We start from the raw sequence: 16,539 nt of genomic DNA on the forward strand, positions 1-16,539 counted from the left end.
TTGCATAGACGAGGAGAAGGAAAAAGAGCGTTCCTGAGAAAACAAAAGGCAGGTGGAAAGAGAGTATCCATGAGTTATAGGCATCGATAAGGCCCCCGAAAAAAAAGACGACGACGAGGAGATTGTCGATGACGGATTCGATGAGGCCGAACCTTCCCTGCTCAATCGTGTAGTCCCTCGTTCTTTCAAGGAGCCCGTTGTCTACGTGCCCGGCAAACTCAGGAGGGACGACAATACCGGATCTCTTTACCTGCCTCAGATTGAGGATTTGAAGCCAGTATCCGAAGGAGATTACCGAGAGATAACAGAGGAATATGACGATCTGATGGTTCGCCATCCCGGAAGGGGTGGTCGATCCTCATTGAGGACCGTTTATACCACGACTTCTCCGCTGCCCGCGATTCCTGCCGGCTCTTTCTTGTCCTTCAGACCATCTATGAGGGCATCAATCTCAGGGCCGTCGACGGTCTCTCTCTCGAGAAGGACCTTTGCAAAGGCGTCGAGCACTTCGTAATTCTGTGTCAGGATCCCCTTCGCCTCTTCATACGCGTCGGTCACGAGTTTCCTCACCTCATCGTCGATCTCCTCTGCGATCTTCTCCCCGTAGTCCTTGTGCTTCGCTATTTCGCGGCCGAGGAAGATCTGTTCGTCTTTCTTGCCGAAGGTCAAAGGACCGAGTTTCTCGCTCATGCCCCACTCGGTGACCATGCGCCTCGCAAGCTCGGTAGCCCGTTCGAGGTCGTTCCCGGCTCCGGTAGTCATGTGATGCAAGGCTATCTCTTCTGCCGCCCTCCCGCCCATGAGGACCTTGAGGGTGTTGAGGAGATAGTCCCTGGAATAGGTATAGCGGTCATCGATGGGCAGCTGCTGCGTCACTCCGAGCGCCCTGCCCCGCGGTATGATGCTCACCTTGTGAATCGGGTCCGTCCCCGGAGTCAGCTTCGCCACAAGCGCGTGGCCAGCCTCGTGATACGCCGTGTTCGTCTTTTCGGCGTCGCTTATAATCATGCTCTTCCGTTCGACGCCCATGAGGACTTTGTCCTTCGCAGCCTCGAAATCCGACATCTCGACCTTGGACTTCGACTGCCTCGCCGCGAGGAGAGCCGCCTCATTCACGAGATTCGCGAGATCGGCTCCGGAAAAACCCGGAGTCCCTCTCGATATCACCTCGAGGTTGACCCTCTCGTCAAGGGGTATCTTCTTCGTATGGACCCGCAGTATCTCGAGCCTCCCCTTCACATCGGGGATCGAAACGATGACCTGCCGGTCAAACCTTCCGGGCCTCAAGAGCGCCGGGTCGAGGACATCAGGTCTGTTCGTCGCGGCTATGATGATGACGCCTTCGGTGCCTTCGAAGCCGTCCATCTCGACGAGAAGCGCGTTCAGGGTCTGCTCCCGCTCGTCATGGCCTCCGCCGAGACCGGCACCCCTGTGCCTTCCTACCGCATCGATCTCATCGATGAACACGATACAGGGAGCGCTCTTCTTCGCCTGTTCGAAGAGGTCCCTCACCCGCGACGCGCCGACGCCAACGAACATCTCGACGAAATCCGAGCCTGATATGCTGAAGAAGGGAACGCCGGCCTCGCCAGCAATCGCCTTTGCGAGAAGGGTCTTTCCCGTGCCGGGAGAGCCGACGAGCAGCACTCCCTTGGGGATCTTCCCCCCGAGTTTCGAAAACTTCTGCGGGTCCTTGAGAAAATCGATGATCTCCTGGACCTCGGCCTTCGCCTCTTCAACTCCTGCTACGTCGGCAAAGGTGAGTTTCACCGCCTTATTCGCAACGAGCCGCGCCCTGCTCTTCCCAAAAGACATAGCCTTGTTGCCGCCGCTCTGCATCTGACGCATAAAGAATATCCAGATCAGGGCTATGAAGATGATCGGTCCCCAGGAGATGAGGAAATTGATGTACCAGGGGTTCTGGTCCGCCGGCTTCGCCGAAATCTTGACGCCCTTCGCCATGAGGCTCTTTACGAGGTCCGGGTAATCGGGAGCAAAGGTCTTGAACTTCTTGCCTTCCTTCAGACGGCCGGTGATATGGTTCTCCTTGATGACGACTTCTTCCACATTACCGGCATCGACCTTGGAGAGGAACTCCGAGAACGTCATCTCTTCTTCCGTCTTCTGGGGCGAACTGACGAGGTTAAAGAGGAGGATCATCATCAATCCTATGAGGAGCCAGATGAAGAGGCTTCTATATATGCCGCTCACGTGATCGTACCTTTCTCTTACGCATAATTACGCTCATGTTAATATTACCATACTACCGATTTCGAAGAAAAGTTTCAGAGAGACAGCCCCCGACTCTCGCCGAGGCTTTTCCTCTGGAGGGCGATGATGTCCCTGATCCCTTTTTCTCCGAGACGGATGAGGGTTTCGTGGTCTTCCCGAGAAAACGGTTCGCCTTCCGCCGTGCCCTGTATCTCGACAAATCTTCCGCTGCCGGTCATCACGATGTTCATATCGACCTCGGCGGTCGAGTCCTCGGCGTAGCAGAGGTCGAGAACCGGCTCACCTCGGATAATCCCGACGCTCACCGCCGCGAGGTAATCCCTAATGGGCGTCCTCATGATCGTTCCGTTCATGATGGCTCGGCTCACCGCATCCCACAGGCAGATGAAGGCACCGGTGATGGAGGCGGTCCGCGTACCGCCGTCGGCCTGCATCACGTCGCAGTCGATCCAGACCGTCCTCTCGCCGAGTATCTCGAGCTCGCAGACCGACCTGAGCGCCCTGCCTATCAGCCGCTGAATCTCGTGGGTCCGGCCTCCCACTCTGCCGGCGACCGACTCCCGCATCATCCTCGTGTTCGTCGACCTCGGGAGCATCCCGTACTCGGCCGTAATCCATCCGCGCTTCTGATCCTTCAGAAACTGAGGAACCTTCTCTTCAATGGAAGCGGTACAGATAACCTTCGTATCACCCATCTCGATGAGAACGGAACCCTCGGCAGTCTTAAGGAAATTCCGCGTCACCACAATCTTTCTGAGTTCGTCGTTCCGTCTCCCGTCAGGTCTCATGGCCCCCTCCGATATCAATTTTTTCTATCTCTTCGATCTGCTGACCGAGAAACCTCTCGCCGACCCGTATGAATTTATCCGGTGTATCGGTCACATAGAAATGGCGCGCCGGTCTGCCCGATGTATGAGAGGTTATCCCGTCCCTGATCAGTATCTCGTTCACTTCCCTTACCGTTTCAACGGCAGAATCGATGAGCGCGATGTCTCTGCCCATGACCCTTCCGATGACGCCCTTGAGCAGGGGATAGTGCGTGCAGCCGAGGACGAGGGTATCTATCCCCTCGCCTCTCAGATGCCCCAGGTATCTCTCGGCAACCATGACAGCTATCTCGTCATCGGTGAGCCCTTCCTCAACGAGCGGAACAAAGAGGGGACAGGGAAGGCCGAATACTTCTATGTCTCCGTCCATCTGTCGTATGACCCTCGAATAAGCGCTGCTGTTTATCGTGGTTTCGGTGCCTATTACGCCGACCCTCCTGTTCCTGGTCGCCCTGACCGCTGCCCTTGCCCCCGGCGCGATCACGCCGACGACGGGGATGGGCAGCCTTCCCTGTATCGCATCGAGACTGACGGCAGAAACGGTATTACAGGCGACGACGAGGAGTTTTATTCCCTTTGCCATGAGGAAGCCGATATTCTCGAAGGCGTACCTGGTCACGGTTTCCGCCGACCGTATCCCATAGGGTACGCGGGCAGTGTCGCCGAGGTACAGGGTACTCTCTTTCTGGAGTACGCGAAACACCTCCTTGAGGACCGTGAGCCCTCCGATGCCCGAATCAAAGATCCCTATGGGCATGTCGGTCACGGTTGTCTCGCCTCCTGGAGCGTACTCCTCAGGGGATAGAGGGCGAAGAGATGACCGCCGACGCTCTCTATCTCCTTCCCTTCGACAAGAAGCTTCACGTCATCGATCCCTTCGCCATTCGATATGATGCTGTCGTACAATCCCTTGAGCACCAGGAATTCTGTCAAGGCGTCACCCTGGAAGTTTCTTCTGAATTCGTCGGAGAGATCGAGATAGAGTATCCCGTCACTGCCGCGGTAGACACCGAGCACCTTCGTTCCGAAGGGAATCACGGATTTCCCTTGCGACGGTCCCCTGAGGTATTCTTTAACCACCGCCTCAACTATCGGAGCATCGGGCACCCTCTGCACGCTTCTCTCCTCCATGACGAGTCTGTCACCGAGCGGATAGAAGATCCTCACAAAGGCTGCATTGCCGGCCTGCACCGGAGGCTGAGCGTGCGCAGGCTCGCGCTTCTGTATCGAGAATCTCTGGGAGACGAAGAGATATCCGCCGGCAATCCCCGCGCCGAAGAGGATCACGAAGAGAAGAACCCAGAGGACCCTCTTCTTACCGTGCGGCATAGAGCGCTATTCCTTTCAGGATCGCATCCGAAAGCCGTGCCCTTACGGCGTTATCGTAAAGGATCGTCTTGGGGAGTTCTATGAGCACGGCTGGCGCCGCGACGGAATTGAGGAGCGGCAGAGACATCTCCCTGAAGATTATTTCAGTCTTGAATTCGTCTTTGATCGCCTTTCCGAGCATCTCGGCAAGGGTTTTACTCCTCTCGAGATACCTCCTCTGTACCGACATGAGGTGGTAATAATCCGCAGGCGAGGGTTCCATACCTTCCGGTTCGAAGAAAGAGGTGTATATGACAAAGCTGTCAGACAGGGAAAGATGCAGACTCAGGAAGATGTCCGGCGATTTCTGTCCGGCAGACAGTGCCCTGTCCGTCAAAGAGAGAAACTGGTCGGCCCTTCTCGTCAGTGAGACGGGCCTCTTCTTCTTCACGAGGGCCGCTTCTATCTCTCTCACCGCAGACAGGGTGATGTCCTTCTCCCTGAGGTCGCCCGAGATGATCCCCAGATCGTAACCTCCATGCCCGGCATCGAGAACGATTCGGTAGCCGGGAAACTTTTCGGCGGGCTGGACTTCAGCCGGAATCGGTTTCCGCTCCTCTTCTTTCGTCACCGTCATGATGTCGATCGAGAGCCGCGGAGGTCCGGATAACCTCAGGATCTTCATCTTGAAAGGAGCCGTCACATTTATGAGATAGTTCCTCCCCTTCAGGGACGTATCGAGATCGATAGTGCCCTCCGTCTTTATCGTGAAGTTCGAAGGGAACTGGATCTTTATCTGGCTCTGCAAAGGGGTAACGACCGCGTTCTTAATGAACGATTCATCCGGGGCTTCGAAGACGATCCGACTCACTCCCTCGTTTCTGCTCGATCTCACGGATACCTCGGCTCCGGTTGTTCCGCTGTTTTCCCCGGCTTTCGGCTTCACGCCCCCGGTCTCGACAGCATAGCCAGCTCCGAAGAGCAGGAGGATAACGAGGACAGCGCAAATTTCGATTCTCTCCACCATGGCAGTATAATTTCCCATATCTTAAAGAAGTTTTGCAACACGCAAAGCAGGAAGACTCAAAACAAGAATAAAAACGACGTCACGTGCGGCTGCCGTAGCACGATCATAAAATATAAGTTAATGGAGGGGCAATTACGCGTGGTGAAATTACCACATGAATATAGGTTATTTCCCGAAATAGGGAATTCGCAATAATGTATTCGAGAGATCAAAACTATTTCTTTACTATTCCGGCTCGGAAAACAATAAGGTAATCGTTTACTTCATAAGCTTTTTTTACTGAGCTGCCTTCTTTAGCAGGAGTTCTCTGTCAAATTCAGGGAGTAGGCATAGAATATGCTATATGATAGTCAGAAGGTTTGTATGGATGTTCATCGAGCAAAAGAGGTTATATCTATCCTGATGGGCTCGCCTCTTTACTTGTCTCTGCAGTTAGAAGAGCGGCGTTCCCTTCTCGAAAATCTCGAAAAAAACTATCCGCACCTGTTTACCGCAAGTGGCGACAGCGATGAGGAAAAAACGATCGGATGTGACGCGAACTGATATGCCTTCAAATCATTCGAGGGAACTGAGGAGATGGGTAGGCATTTGTTATGCTGCCTGCATCTTTTTGATGGGGGACAACTAAGAGAGGTCTCAAGGCACACCTTCTTCCTGTACACCCCGTCGTCGCGACCTGATATAATTATGGTTATGTTAGAAGACCGGCGGCTTTCTGGATTACGCTTTTAGGTCTTGTGCTCTTTGCCTTTGCAAAGTTGTCAGTAATCTCTCATAAAGAAATGATCAGCTTTGGTTCAAGTCTTATGAAGGATAATGTGGCTAACATCTATCGACTAGGATATTGGCTCATGATCGTTGGAATTCTTTTCACTTTTGCTTAAAGAACAAATATCGAGTTCTCCACGGCTCCTTTCTGAATCAAACGTCTCACGACCGTGATAAAATTGTGGGTATTATAAGAAGAAAGAATGAGGATTTCACAATGAAAACAACCTGCATAGCTATAACAGTAGTCCTGTTTGCTTTATTGAGTCTGAAAATTTCGTCAGCTGATGATAGACCGCAATGGGCGTCCAATAATAGTTGGATAAGAATATCGGATAATTTCGGATTCATAATTACTAAGACGCCCATCGAACCAATAGCAAAGAAGGAAACTAGGGAGGATGGCAGTACTTCTGTCAAAATGATCGAACCAGGAAATCCAAAATCATCTGGATATTTTGTAATGAAAAAAAATGGCAAATGGTTTCCGGTATATGTTGAGAATCCCATATTAACCTTCCCTGTAGACAAATAAGCATGATCAGATTCAAGGTCACTCCTTTATGCGTGATAATTCCGCATATCTTCAGTAAGTCCACTTTGAAATAATCGCAGACTCGTCAGTGCATCCAACATTTGATAGGTTGCCGGAAGAGACTTTCTTTCATAAGCTCTCTGTATGGGCACCGGATCGATTAATAGAGGTAGGTCGTGACGTAGTACGACTCTAGGTTCCTGAATCTAGCGACGGTCTGGAGGCGGCTTTCGGGTACTTTATGTTTACAAAACCTAGGCCAATTGCCTGAATATAATAAAACCAATGGTGGAGGCGGCGGGAATCGAACCCGCGTCCGAAAGCACTACTCTCAGGCTTCTACATGTGTATTCTGCCTTTTGGGTCTCGGATGATGAAACGCCGACAGAAGGGCTTTCCCTCATCCCATCCCCCTTTATCTCGCCCCGAATCCAGGGGAACTACCCGGGGCCAGCCCGCTGTCTTGCGCTTTCTCCGGAACACGGGCGATCCCGGATGAGCGTGCCGCTTAATTAAGCAGCAAGTGCCAGTTCGTTATTGGCGTTTGTGTTTGTTTCCATCTTTTTACGTGGTGATGGAGCCACGACATGCCACCTGAGCCTCATAACCCCCGTCGAGCCCTTTCGCCCCCGACTGAAAGGCCTTTGGCCTTATTTAATTATACCATATGCCACACACCTTGGCTCTTCGCCAAAATCTTTCGATCGGATAGTCAGCTTTATCATCCATTGCGCCCGTCACCTCGTCTTCATCGCCCGCTCGATCGTCCGCTTTGCCTCGCGCTCCTTTATCGTCTCCCTCTTTTCGTAAACCCTCTTCCCCTTTGCGAGACCGATTTCGACCTTCGCGTGGGAGCCCTTGAAGTATATCTTCAGCGGGATCAGGGTATATCCTTTTTGGAGCGACTTCCCCCGCAATCTCTCGATTTCTTTCCTGTGGAGGAGCAGCTTCCTCGTCCTGAGCGGCTCGTGGTTCATGATGTTGCCGTGAGAATAGGGGCTGATGTGACAGTTCAGGAGAAAGACCTCCGCATTCTTTATGAGGACGTAGCTGTCTTTCAGATTCGCCTTCCCGTCCCGGAGAGACTTCACCTCAGTGCCGAGAAGCTGGATTCCCGCCTCAATGGTCTCTTCAATACTGTAGTCATGATAGGCCTTTCTGTTCTGGCAGACGATTTTCATGTATCATTGTACCATGTTTGTCGCGCCTGAAAGCCTTGACCGTCTTCATGACTCTGCTATGCTTTATGGAGGAGTGTTAGGCTCAATGACCATAATCATAGGACAGTATTTTCGGGGCGGCATGCTGTGATTCAACCTACGCGAAAGAAGCGGCGCCGTTCCGCTGACCCCGGAAAGGCCTTCCTGGAAGAGGCCCTTCAGACAGCGATAACGGCTGCAAAGCGTGCAGGTGATATCATCCTCAAAAATCTCGGAAAGATCTCTTCGAGGGATATCCGCGCAAAGCAGGCCTTCGATTTCGTGACAAAGGTAGACACGCAGTCTGAAAGGATCATAATAGAGAAGATAAAGGCAACTTTTCCCTCTCATTCCTTCCTCGCCGAAGAGACTATGAAGTGGACGGAGACCGGAGATTTTCGGTGGATCATCGACCCTCTAGACGGCACTACGAATTACATTCACCGCTATCCGGCCTTCTCGGTCTCGATAGCTCTTGAGTATAAGAGAGAGATTATCCTCGGCGTTGTATTCGACCCCTTGAAGAACGAACTGTTTCATGCCGTGAAAGGCGGGGGCGCTTTCTTGAACAGAAAGAGGATACACGTCTCCCGCACCGGTCAGCTTAGAAACAGTCTCATTGCAACCGGCTTCCCCTTCCGAAAAAAAGAGATGATCGATCTCTATCTCAGGGCCTTCAAGGAAGTCTTCTCCGGAGTGAGTGATATCAGGCGGGCTGGCTCAGCCGCGCTCGACCTCGCATATGTCGCTGCGGGCCGTTTCGAGGGCTTCTTCGAACTCGGCCTGGCTCCCTGGGACATCGCGGCCGGAAGCCTGCTGATTCGCGAGGCCGGGGGTGCGATTACTGATTTCGGCGGCGGGAAGAAATACCTCTCGACAGGAAACATCGTCGCGGGGAATAAGCGGGTTCACGCCGAAATCCTGAAGATAGTAAGACAGGTCTTTCAGGATATCGTAAGAAGATAGTCCTTCAGCTCGTCCTCAGTGCTTCAACGATATTCATTCTCGCTGCGCGGAACGCGGGGAGCACTCCACCGACAAAACCCATGATGAGTGAGAAGAAGAGTGATTTCGAAACAATCTCGCCGGTCAGGGTGAAACTGAAGGCGAGTTCGGAAAAGGTCGCCCAGTTCATGGTCGATATCGTAATGAGCTGCATGAAGGATGCGAAGAAAAGCCCGACGATGCCACCGAGGAGTCCGAGGAAGAGCGATTCCATGATGAAGGCACCGAGAATGCTCTTCTTCTGAAAGCCGAGAGCCCGCAGGGTCCCGATCTCGGTGACACGGTTTGCGACGGCGGCGTACATCGTAATCATCGCCCCGATCACGGCACCGAGGGAGAAGATTATCGTCAGGGTCGTTCCGAGTATGCGGAGGAAACGCGCCATCACCTCCGACTGATCGGTGTAATACTTCGTCTCCCGTTTCGCCTCGACTGTAAGGCGCGGGTCGCTCTCCACGCGTGTCCGGAATTTCTCAAAGTCCGATGAATCATGCAGCCTGAAGAGGACCGAGGAATAGACGGGCCTGCGGAATGCCTGCATGAGCTGGTCGACGTCGCCCCATACCTCGGAGCTGTAGCCGGTCGTCCCGGCATTAAATATTCCGACCACGGTCCAGTCCCTCATGCCGAAGTGAATGGTCTCGCCTAGCCCGCCTCCCTTGAATCTCTTGGCGATGCTCTGACCCGCGATTATCTCGGAAGAGCCCTTCCTCGGCATCCTGCCCTCGACGAGCCTCACCTGAGGCCGAAGGAGGAGAGAATTGTCCCCGATGCCCCTGATGACCACATTGGCGAGATTGTCGCTCTCCCGCTTCGGAAGACTGATGAGAACCACGAGCTCTTTAGCCAGCAACCTCTGTCCTTCCTGCCCTATCGCCACTTCGGGCTGGGTCTCGATGATCGAGGCCTGCTGCCTCTCGACCCCGCTCTGGACCTCTGAGTTAGCCGACTTTCTGAGCACTACGACGTTGTCAATGGAACCGGTCTCGACAAGGGTCTTCCGAAGTCCCTCGACGAGCATGAGAGTAGCGGCAAAGACAAAGACGACGAGGGCCATGCCTGACGCGGTGAGAACCGTTGTCAGCCGCCGTGTCCAGAGGTTCCTGAAGCTGTAGGAAAAGGGAATGCCCATCAGCCGATCCTCCGAAGCCCGTCGGCGATGCGGATGGTCGCGCCCCGCCAGGTCGGGAAGATCCCCGCCACAACCCCGACAACGAGTGCCGCCAGAAGATCGAAATAGATGGTGGCAGGCGAAATGCTGAAGGCAGGGAAGAACTGGCTCAACTCGGTCTCCACCCAGCGGGAAGCCGGGAATGTGAGGATTATGCCGAGAACCCCGCCTATCATCGAGATGACGACCGATTCTCCGAATACCAGGCCCCCGATATGGCCCGGCCCGAAGCCGAACGTCTTCATCGTGGCATATTCCGCTATCCGCTCCCGCGCGGTCATCGCCATGGTGTTTGCAGCGACTACCATGATGATGACGATCACTACGTAGGAGACGATCTGGATCGCCACCAGAATCGCCTCCGTCATCGAGACGAAACTGAGATGGAAGGCCCTTTCCGTTTCGGTGAGTGTTTCAGCGAGTGAATTCTTGAAGAGCTTATCGACAGCAACCGCAACTTCTGCGGACAGGTTCGGGTGTGTCACCCCGATCATGAAAAAGCCGACCTGGTCGGCCCTCCTGGGGACGGTCTTCTTCAGTGTCTCGTTGAGATAATCCCAGTGGAACAGCAAGACCCGCTCCTCGGTGCTCTTCTCGGCGCCGCGGTATATACCGCGTAGGACAAACTCCCACTGGCCGGGATAGATCGTCCCCTTGAGCGTAATGAGATCGCCGATCTTCCAGCCATACCGGTCCGCCAGTTTCTTGCCGACGATGCAACCCTTCCTGTCATGAAAAAAGGCCTTCTTCTGATCGGAAGAGAGAAGGATTTCAGGGTAGAGTTCGAGGTAGTTTTTGGGGTCCACCGCGTAGTTGGCGAAGAAGTGCTTCTCATCGATATAAATCCCGCCGAACCAGTTCCCGAAGGCCACGCCCTTCACCCCCGGGATCTGGCGGATCCTGTCCTTGTACGAAATCGGCAGGGAAAAAACCAGGGAAATGGCATTTCTCGTGACAAGGCGGGTGGCGGAAGAGTTCTCGACTCCAAGGTACCAAAGGCCGACGAGGGTGCGCAGCATGCCGAAGGCGAGTATCGCGATCGCGACTCCGGTGATGGTGAGGACGGTCCGGAGCTTGTGCCGAAAAGCGTTCCGGATGAGGAACTTAAGGGCTAACATTGCTTAAGACGCCCTTTTCGAGCTGCCTGACGCGATGCGCCTTTTCAGCTGCCCTAGGGTCGTGGGTCACCATGATGATCGTCTTCCCTGATTCGATATTGAGACGGTCCATGAGACTAAGAACTTCGGCAGCTGAAACCCTGTCGAGGTCACCGGTCGGCTCGTCCGCAACGAGTATGGTCGGGTCGGTGACTACCGCTCGGGCGATCGCGACGCGCTGCTGCTGGCCTCCAGAGAGCTGGCCGGGGTAATGGTCCATCCGGTCCAGGAGGTTAACGACAGAGAGGGCGATCTCGACGTGCTCCCTCCTCTCCCTCCCGGAGAGGCCTGTCAGGAGGAGGGGGAGCTCAACGTTCTCGAACGCGGTAAGAACAGGAATCAGGTTGTAGAACTGAAAGATGAAGCCCACGTTCGTGGAGCGCCAGCGGGCAAGTTCCGTTTCCGAGAGAGCGGTAATATCGACGCCCCCTACCGTGATGACGCCGCTGTCAGCCCTGTCGATGCCCGCGATGAGATTCAGGAGTGTGCTCTTGCCCGAGCCCGACGGGCCCATGAGCGCGAGGAATTCCCGCTCGTCTATGGCAAAGCTGATGTTCTCGAGCACAGGGACGATCTGATTGCCCCTGCGGTAGGACTTGGACAGGTTCTCTATCTCGACGATCGGTCTGCCTTCCACCTATTTTTCCGCGACCTTTATCCTGCTGCCGTTTTTCACCTTGTCCAACGGCTTCAGAACCACCCTGTCACCCGCCTTGACGCCGCTGAGGACTTCAGCCATGTCACCGATTCTCCCGCCGAGGGTTATCTCCGTCTCGACCGCCCTGCCCTCCTTCACGAGGAAGACCGTTTTCTTGCCGCTGTGGGCCATCACTGCCGCCGGATTAATCGTCGTCCGCGGTTTTTCCTCGTCGCCCTTCACCGGCCTCGAGAGGAAGGCGACCTTGGCGCTCATTTCGGGCAGTATGCGTTTGTCCTTCTCGAGAAAGCTGACCTTGACCATCACCGTCGCCTTCGACCTGTCAGCGGTCGGTACGATCATATGGAGCAGACCGCGGAAACGTGATTCCGGGAATGCGTCGAGCTGGATTTCACAGGGCTGCCCTATCTTCACCTGCTCCAGATTCGCTTCGGAGACATCAGCCTCCACCTGGAGAGAGTCCATATCTGCGATCGTCACGACCGCGGCCTTTGCGTTCGCGGCGGCGCCGAAGGGCGTTATGATGTCTCCAACATCGGCGTCCTTCGTCAGGACGACGGCATCGAATGGTGAGCGGATGAGCGTGTATTCGAGCGCCACCTCCGCTCCGCGGAGCGCAGCGGCACTCGCTTTGACCGAGGCCTCGGCGAGGGCAGTTGCTGCGACCGCTTTTTTATAACGGGCCTCTGCCGCATCGTAGTCGGCCCTCGCGACATACCCTTTCTCGACCAGTTCCTTTTCCCGCCGGTAATTAAGATCTGCGTCATGCAACTCAGCCTTCGCCTCGTCGACATTCGATTTCGCGACATGCAGGTTAGCCGCAGCCTGGTCCTTCGACGCAATCAGATCATTATTTTCGAGACGGCCGATCACCGCTCCCTTTTTCACGACGCTCCCCTCTTCAACGAGGAGTTCTTCAAGACGGCCCGTAGCCTTTGAGGAGACAGCCGCCTTCCGCTGGGCCACCACATAACCGCTCGCATTCAGCAGGGTAAAGGCCTGAGACGGATATGTCTGAGCGACGTTAACGACCTCCACCTCGACCGCGGGGGTGAAAAACCCATTCGCATATAAGAAGCCCGCCAGAACAAGGAGGAGTATCGCCGCTACCGGGTAAACGTACCTCTTGCCCGGCCTTCGCCCGCCCAGCGGACCGGACTTTTCTATCTTCAGTTTCGAGAGGTCTTCATCCGCCATTCGCCACGCTCCTTCTGTCCCTCCATGTTCACGACCTAACCATTATAGCAAATCGGACGACTCTTCTTTCCCGCGACGATACTCATCCGGTCTCTCCGCGCACCCCCCCTTTCCCCGAGTGATGACCGATCCGGACATTGACATTTCAGAGGCATTTCCTTTATGCTAATCAGTCTATAACACAGTGAGGATGGTGAAGTGATGAAAACCCCGTTCGCAAAGAAGACCGAAGTCGAAAAGAAATGGTATCTCCTCGACGTAAAGGACGCGGTACTCGGGAGGATTGCGACAAAGATAGCGAATCAGCTCCGAGGGAAAAACAAGACTATCTTTACGCCGAATGTGGATACCGGCGATTTTGTTATCGTGGTCAACGCTGAGAAAGTCAGACTGACCGGGAAGAAGCTTGACGACAAGGTATACTACCACCACTCCGGCTATATCGGCGGGATAAAGGCCGAGACGGCGAGAGCCCGCATGAAGGGCAACCCAGAAAAGATCATCAGGGATGCGGTTTGGGGCATGCTCCCGAAGAACAGGCTCGGAAGGGCCATGATCAAGAAACTCAAGGTCTATAAAGGGGCCGAGCATCCCCATAGCGCGCAGAAACCTCAAGTCTTGCAATAAAATGCGTGATAACATCGAGACAACGGTGAGAAGGAGTTCAGATGGCTGAAATAAAATACAACGCAACGGGAAGAAGAAAGACGTCTATCGCCAGGGTGACGCTGGCATCGGGTACCGGTCAGATAACGGTCAACGAAAAACCGGTCGATTCGTATTTCCCGAGGGAAACCCTCAGGATGATGATCCGTCAGCCCCTCGAACTGACCGGAATGATCGGAAAGATCAATGTCCTTGCCAAGGTGACGGGCGGAGGGCTCACGGGCCAGGCGGGCGCGCTCCGTCACGGCATATCGAGGGCGTTGACGCGGCTGGACAGCGATCTGCGGCCAAGGCTGAAGAAAGAAGGCTTCATTACGAGAGACCCGAGAGAAACGGAGAGAAAGAAGTACGGCCAGAAGGGCGCAAGAAAGAGATTCCAGTTCTCGAAGAGATAATCATGGATTACCGGTCCCCTGCCGTCTGTCGGCAGCCTCGGAAATTTCTCCCCTCTGACTGATGGCGTAGCACCATGGTGAAGATAGCGATATGCGGCGGCAGCGGGTACGCGGGTGCGGAGCTCCTCCGGATACTCGCCTCTCACAAGAAGGTTACGGTAACCGCCGTAACATCCGAAAAATCAGCCGGCAGGAAAGTCACGGACATCTTCCCCCATCTCTATCGTTACGGAAATCTCACCTTTGAGCCCCTCGATGCCGAAACGATCGCTTCTCGGGCCGACCTTTTTTTTATGGCGCTCCCGCATGCCGCATCGCAGGGACCGGTTGACGCCCTCGTGAGAAAGAAGAAGAGGGTGGTCGATCTATCAGCCGATTACCGGCTCAGGGATATCCGGGTTTACGAAGAATGGTATAAGGTGCCGCACAGATTCGGAGAGACGCTCAAGAAGGCGGTCTACGGCCTCCCTGAGCTTTACCGGAAGAAGATCGCGAAGGCGACGCTCGTTGCGAATCCCGGTTGCTATCCGACGGGAGCGATTATAGGACTCTATCCCGCGGTCAGGAACGCCGCCATTGATATCGCGTCCATCGTCATAGACTCAAAGTCAGGGACTTCAGGGGCGGGCAGACAGTCAGACATCGGCTTTTCCTATTGCGAGGTGAACGAGGGGTTCAAGGCATACGGAATCGCGAGGCACCGGCACACGCCTGAAATAGAGCAGGAGATATCCCTCGCAGCGGGCCGCGATGTCAGGGTAAATTTCACGCCGCACCTCGTCCCCCTCGACAGGGGAATCCTGACGACCATCTACGCGAAGCTTTCCAAGAGTGTGGATACGGCGAGGGCGCTGAAGATATACCGGAATGCCTACGCGAAAGAACCGTTTGTGAAGGTTCTCGATGAAGGGAAGCTCCCCAATGTAAAAAATGTGAGGGGGACAAATCTCTGCGAGATCGGCATCGTCGTCAACAAGAGGACAGATACCCTCATCGTCGTTACCGCCATAGACAACCTTGTCAAGGGTGCCTCAGGTCAGGCCGTCCACAACATGAATATCATGATGGGCTTTGATGAAGGAACGGCGCTCGACTCTATCGCGCTGTTCCCCTAAACGGATTCGACGGAAACTATCTCGGGTATCCTCTGTTTCAGTGTCGCTTCGATGCCGCGCTTCAGGGTGAGGATCGACATCGGACAGGTTCCGCAGGCGCCCACGAGTTTTACCTTCACGATATTCTCCGGCGTCACGTCGACGAGTTCTACGTTGCCGCCGTCACGTTGAAGGGCCGGGCGTATCTGGTTCAATGCCTCTTCGACCTTTGATTTCTCTATCATCGCTGTAACCTCCTCATGGTGTTTATTACAGAATAGCCGAACTTCTCACAACAATCAACATCCGAACCCGCGCGGGATGCCACCGAAAAACGGTAACCGGCGAGCCCCTCACTCACTTCTTACGCGTTCAGGATCTTCGCGGCGTCTTTAGCAAAATAGGTGAGGATCATATCGGCGCCGGCGCGCTTTATCGAGGTGAGGATCTCCATCATCATCCGCTGCTCGTCGATCCAGCCGAGTTGCGCTGCTGCCTTCACGAGGGAATATTCTCCGCTCACGTTATAAGCGGCAACCGGGACATCGAACGTGTCCCTCACATCGGAAATGATATCGAGATAGGAAAGCGCCGGTTTCACCATCACGATATCCGCCCCCTCTTCGATGTCGAGGGCTACTTCCCGCAGCGCCTCTCTCCTGTTTGCGGGATCCATCTGGTAGGATCGTCTGTCTCCGAACTGGGGCGTTGATTCCGCAGCCTCACGGAACGGGCCGTAAAATGCCGAAGCGTACTTGGCGGCATAGGACATGATCGGAATACCGGGAAACCCCTCATCGTCAAGGGCGAGCCTGATCGCCTCGACCCGGCCGTCCATCATGTCGGAAGGAGCGACCATGTCCGCACCCGCCCGTGCATGGGAAAGGGCTTCCCGGGCCAGGAGCTCAAGGGTCGGCTCATTCGCCACATCGCCCTTCTCGATGACGCCGCAGTGTCCGTGGCTCGTGTATTCGCACATGCAGACGTCCGTTATCACATAGAGATCGGGAACGGCACCCTTAATCGTCCTGATGGCGTTCTGGACAATGCCCTGGTCATCATACGCGCCTGACCCCGTCTCATCCTTCTCCTCGGGGATACCGAAGAGAATTACCGAGGGGATGCCGAGCGAGTGAATTTCCCGGGCATGAGCGGCGACCTTGTCCAGGGACTCCTGGAAGCATCCCGGCATGGAGGGTATCTCTCTCTTGACGCCTTTTCCGTACGTCACAAAGAGGGGATAGATAAAATCATCAGGGGAGAGCGAGGTCTCCCTCACCATCCTCCTGATGACTTCTTT

At 54.7% G+C, this 16,539-nt stretch carries 19 protein-coding genes and 1 other RNA gene; 6 read left to right on the forward strand and 14 right to left on the reverse strand.

Features of this window, described 5'->3' with window-relative positions; genetic code table 11:
• The 6 genes from VEI96_12570 to VEI96_12595 form a co-directional block, all read right to left on the reverse strand.
• The coding region (locus VEI96_12570; protein HXX58829.1) for a hypothetical protein at positions 1-337 on the reverse strand (337 nt) is incomplete at its 3' end.
• 35 nt (positions 338-372) lie between these two features.
• Positions 373-2,211, reverse strand: a complete 1,839-nt coding sequence (ftsH, locus tag VEI96_12575) for an ATP-dependent zinc metalloprotease FtsH (GenBank protein HXX58830.1) — start codon at positions 2,209-2,211, stop codon at positions 373-375.
• A gap of 74 nt (positions 2,212-2,285) precedes the next feature.
• Entirely contained in the window at positions 2,286-3,020 is a 735-nt protein-coding gene (rph, locus tag VEI96_12580; GenBank protein ID HXX58831.1) for a ribonuclease PH, read from the reverse strand.
• Positions 3,010-3,816, reverse strand: a complete 807-nt coding sequence (gene murI, locus VEI96_12585; GenBank protein ID HXX58832.1) for a glutamate racemase — start codon at positions 3,814-3,816, stop codon at positions 3,010-3,012. The genes rph and murI overlap by 11 nt, the downstream gene beginning before the upstream one ends.
• A gap of 5 nt (positions 3,817-3,821) precedes the next feature.
• Entirely contained in the window at positions 3,822-4,388 is a 567-nt protein-coding gene (locus tag VEI96_12590) for a GerMN domain-containing protein (GenBank protein HXX58833.1), read from the reverse strand.
• Positions 4,375-5,394 carry an N-acetylmuramoyl-L-alanine amidase gene (locus VEI96_12595; protein HXX58834.1) on the reverse strand — a complete coding sequence of 340 codons (1,020 nt, stop codon included), beginning with the start codon at positions 5,392-5,394 and terminating at the stop codon, positions 4,375-4,377. Before VEI96_12595 ends, VEI96_12590 begins: the two co-directional genes overlap by 14 nt.
• A 363-nt stretch (positions 5,395-5,757) precedes the next feature.
• On the opposite strand from VEI96_12595, the gene VEI96_12600 reads away from it, so the two are divergent.
• Together VEI96_12600 and VEI96_12605 are read left to right on the forward strand one after the other, a co-directional pair.
• Entirely contained in the window at positions 5,758-5,937 is a 180-nt protein-coding gene (locus VEI96_12600) for a hypothetical protein (GenBank protein ID HXX58835.1), read from the forward strand.
• A gap of 406 nt (positions 5,938-6,343) precedes the next feature.
• Complete coding sequence (locus VEI96_12605; protein ID HXX58836.1) at positions 6,344-6,697, forward strand: hypothetical protein; 354 nt, start codon at positions 6,344-6,346, stop codon at positions 6,695-6,697.
• A gap of 286 nt (positions 6,698-6,983) precedes the next feature.
• On the opposite strand, the gene ssrA is transcribed toward VEI96_12605, so the two are convergent.
• Both ssrA and smpB read right to left on the reverse strand, forming a co-directional pair.
• Positions 6,984-7,328, reverse strand: a transfer-messenger RNA (tmRNA) gene (gene ssrA / locus VEI96_12610).
• A 106-nt stretch (positions 7,329-7,434) separates the two neighbouring features.
• Entirely contained in the window at positions 7,435-7,878 is a 444-nt protein-coding gene (gene smpB / locus VEI96_12615) for an SsrA-binding protein SmpB (GenBank protein ID HXX58837.1), read from the reverse strand.
• A 126-nt stretch (positions 7,879-8,004) separates the two neighbouring features.
• Here smpB and VEI96_12620 point away from each other — a divergent pair, with 126 nt between their 5' ends.
• Positions 8,005-8,862, forward strand: a complete 858-nt coding sequence (locus tag VEI96_12620) for an inositol monophosphatase family protein (protein HXX58838.1) — start codon at positions 8,005-8,007, stop codon at positions 8,860-8,862.
• Between the two features lie 4 nt (positions 8,863-8,866).
• Here the strand turns inward: VEI96_12620 and VEI96_12625 are convergent, their stop codons facing one another.
• Genes VEI96_12625 through VEI96_12640 form a run of 4 tightly spaced genes read right to left on the reverse strand, consistent with a single transcriptional unit; the run spans position 8,867 to position 13,084 of the window.
• Positions 8,867-10,033, reverse strand: coding sequence for an ABC transporter permease (locus tag VEI96_12625; GenBank protein HXX58839.1), 1,167 nt, complete (start codon positions 10,031-10,033; stop codon positions 8,867-8,869).
• On the reverse strand, positions 10,033-11,190 hold the full coding sequence (locus tag VEI96_12630; GenBank protein ID HXX58840.1) for an FtsX-like permease family protein: 1,158 nt from the start codon (positions 11,188-11,190) through the stop codon (positions 10,033-10,035). The genes VEI96_12625 and VEI96_12630 overlap by 1 nt, the downstream gene beginning before the upstream one ends.
• Positions 11,177-11,866 (reverse strand): ABC transporter ATP-binding protein, encoded by a 690-nt coding sequence (locus tag VEI96_12635; protein ID HXX58841.1) that lies wholly within the window; start codon positions 11,864-11,866, stop codon positions 11,177-11,179. The genes VEI96_12630 and VEI96_12635 overlap by 14 nt, the downstream gene beginning before the upstream one ends.
• On the reverse strand, positions 11,867-13,084 hold the full coding sequence (locus VEI96_12640) for an efflux RND transporter periplasmic adaptor subunit (GenBank protein HXX58842.1): 1,218 nt from the start codon (positions 13,082-13,084) through the stop codon (positions 11,867-11,869).
• A gap of 201 nt (positions 13,085-13,285) precedes the next feature.
• Between VEI96_12640 and rplM the strand changes: the two genes are divergently transcribed.
• The 3 genes from rplM (at position 13,286) to argC (ending at position 15,260) form a co-directional block, all read left to right on the forward strand.
• Entirely contained in the window at positions 13,286-13,711 is a 426-nt protein-coding gene (gene rplM, locus VEI96_12645) for a 50S ribosomal protein L13 (GenBank protein ID HXX58843.1), read from the forward strand.
• Between the two features lie 41 nt (positions 13,712-13,752).
• The gene (gene rpsI, locus VEI96_12650; protein HXX58844.1) at positions 13,753-14,145 is read left to right on the forward strand and encodes a 30S ribosomal protein S9; all 393 of its coding nucleotides are present in this window, start codon (positions 13,753-13,755) and stop codon (positions 14,143-14,145) included.
• A gap of 74 nt (positions 14,146-14,219) precedes the next feature.
• Entirely contained in the window at positions 14,220-15,260 is a 1,041-nt protein-coding gene (argC, locus tag VEI96_12655; GenBank protein ID HXX58845.1) for an N-acetyl-gamma-glutamyl-phosphate reductase, read from the forward strand.
• Here the strand turns inward: argC and VEI96_12660 are convergent.
• The gene (locus VEI96_12660) at positions 15,257-15,484 is read right to left on the reverse strand and encodes a NifU family protein (GenBank protein ID HXX58846.1); all 228 of its coding nucleotides are present in this window, start codon (positions 15,482-15,484) and stop codon (positions 15,257-15,259) included. The genes argC and VEI96_12660 overlap by 4 nt on opposite strands.
• 119 nt (positions 15,485-15,603) lie before the next feature.
• The coding region (gene hemB, locus VEI96_12665) for a porphobilinogen synthase (GenBank protein ID HXX58847.1) at positions 15,604-16,539 on the reverse strand (936 nt) is incomplete at its 5' end.

Source organism: Thermodesulfovibrionales bacterium (genome assembly GCA_035622735.1).
Taxonomy (GTDB): Bacteria; Nitrospirota; Thermodesulfovibrionia; order Thermodesulfovibrionales; family UBA9159; genus DASPUT01.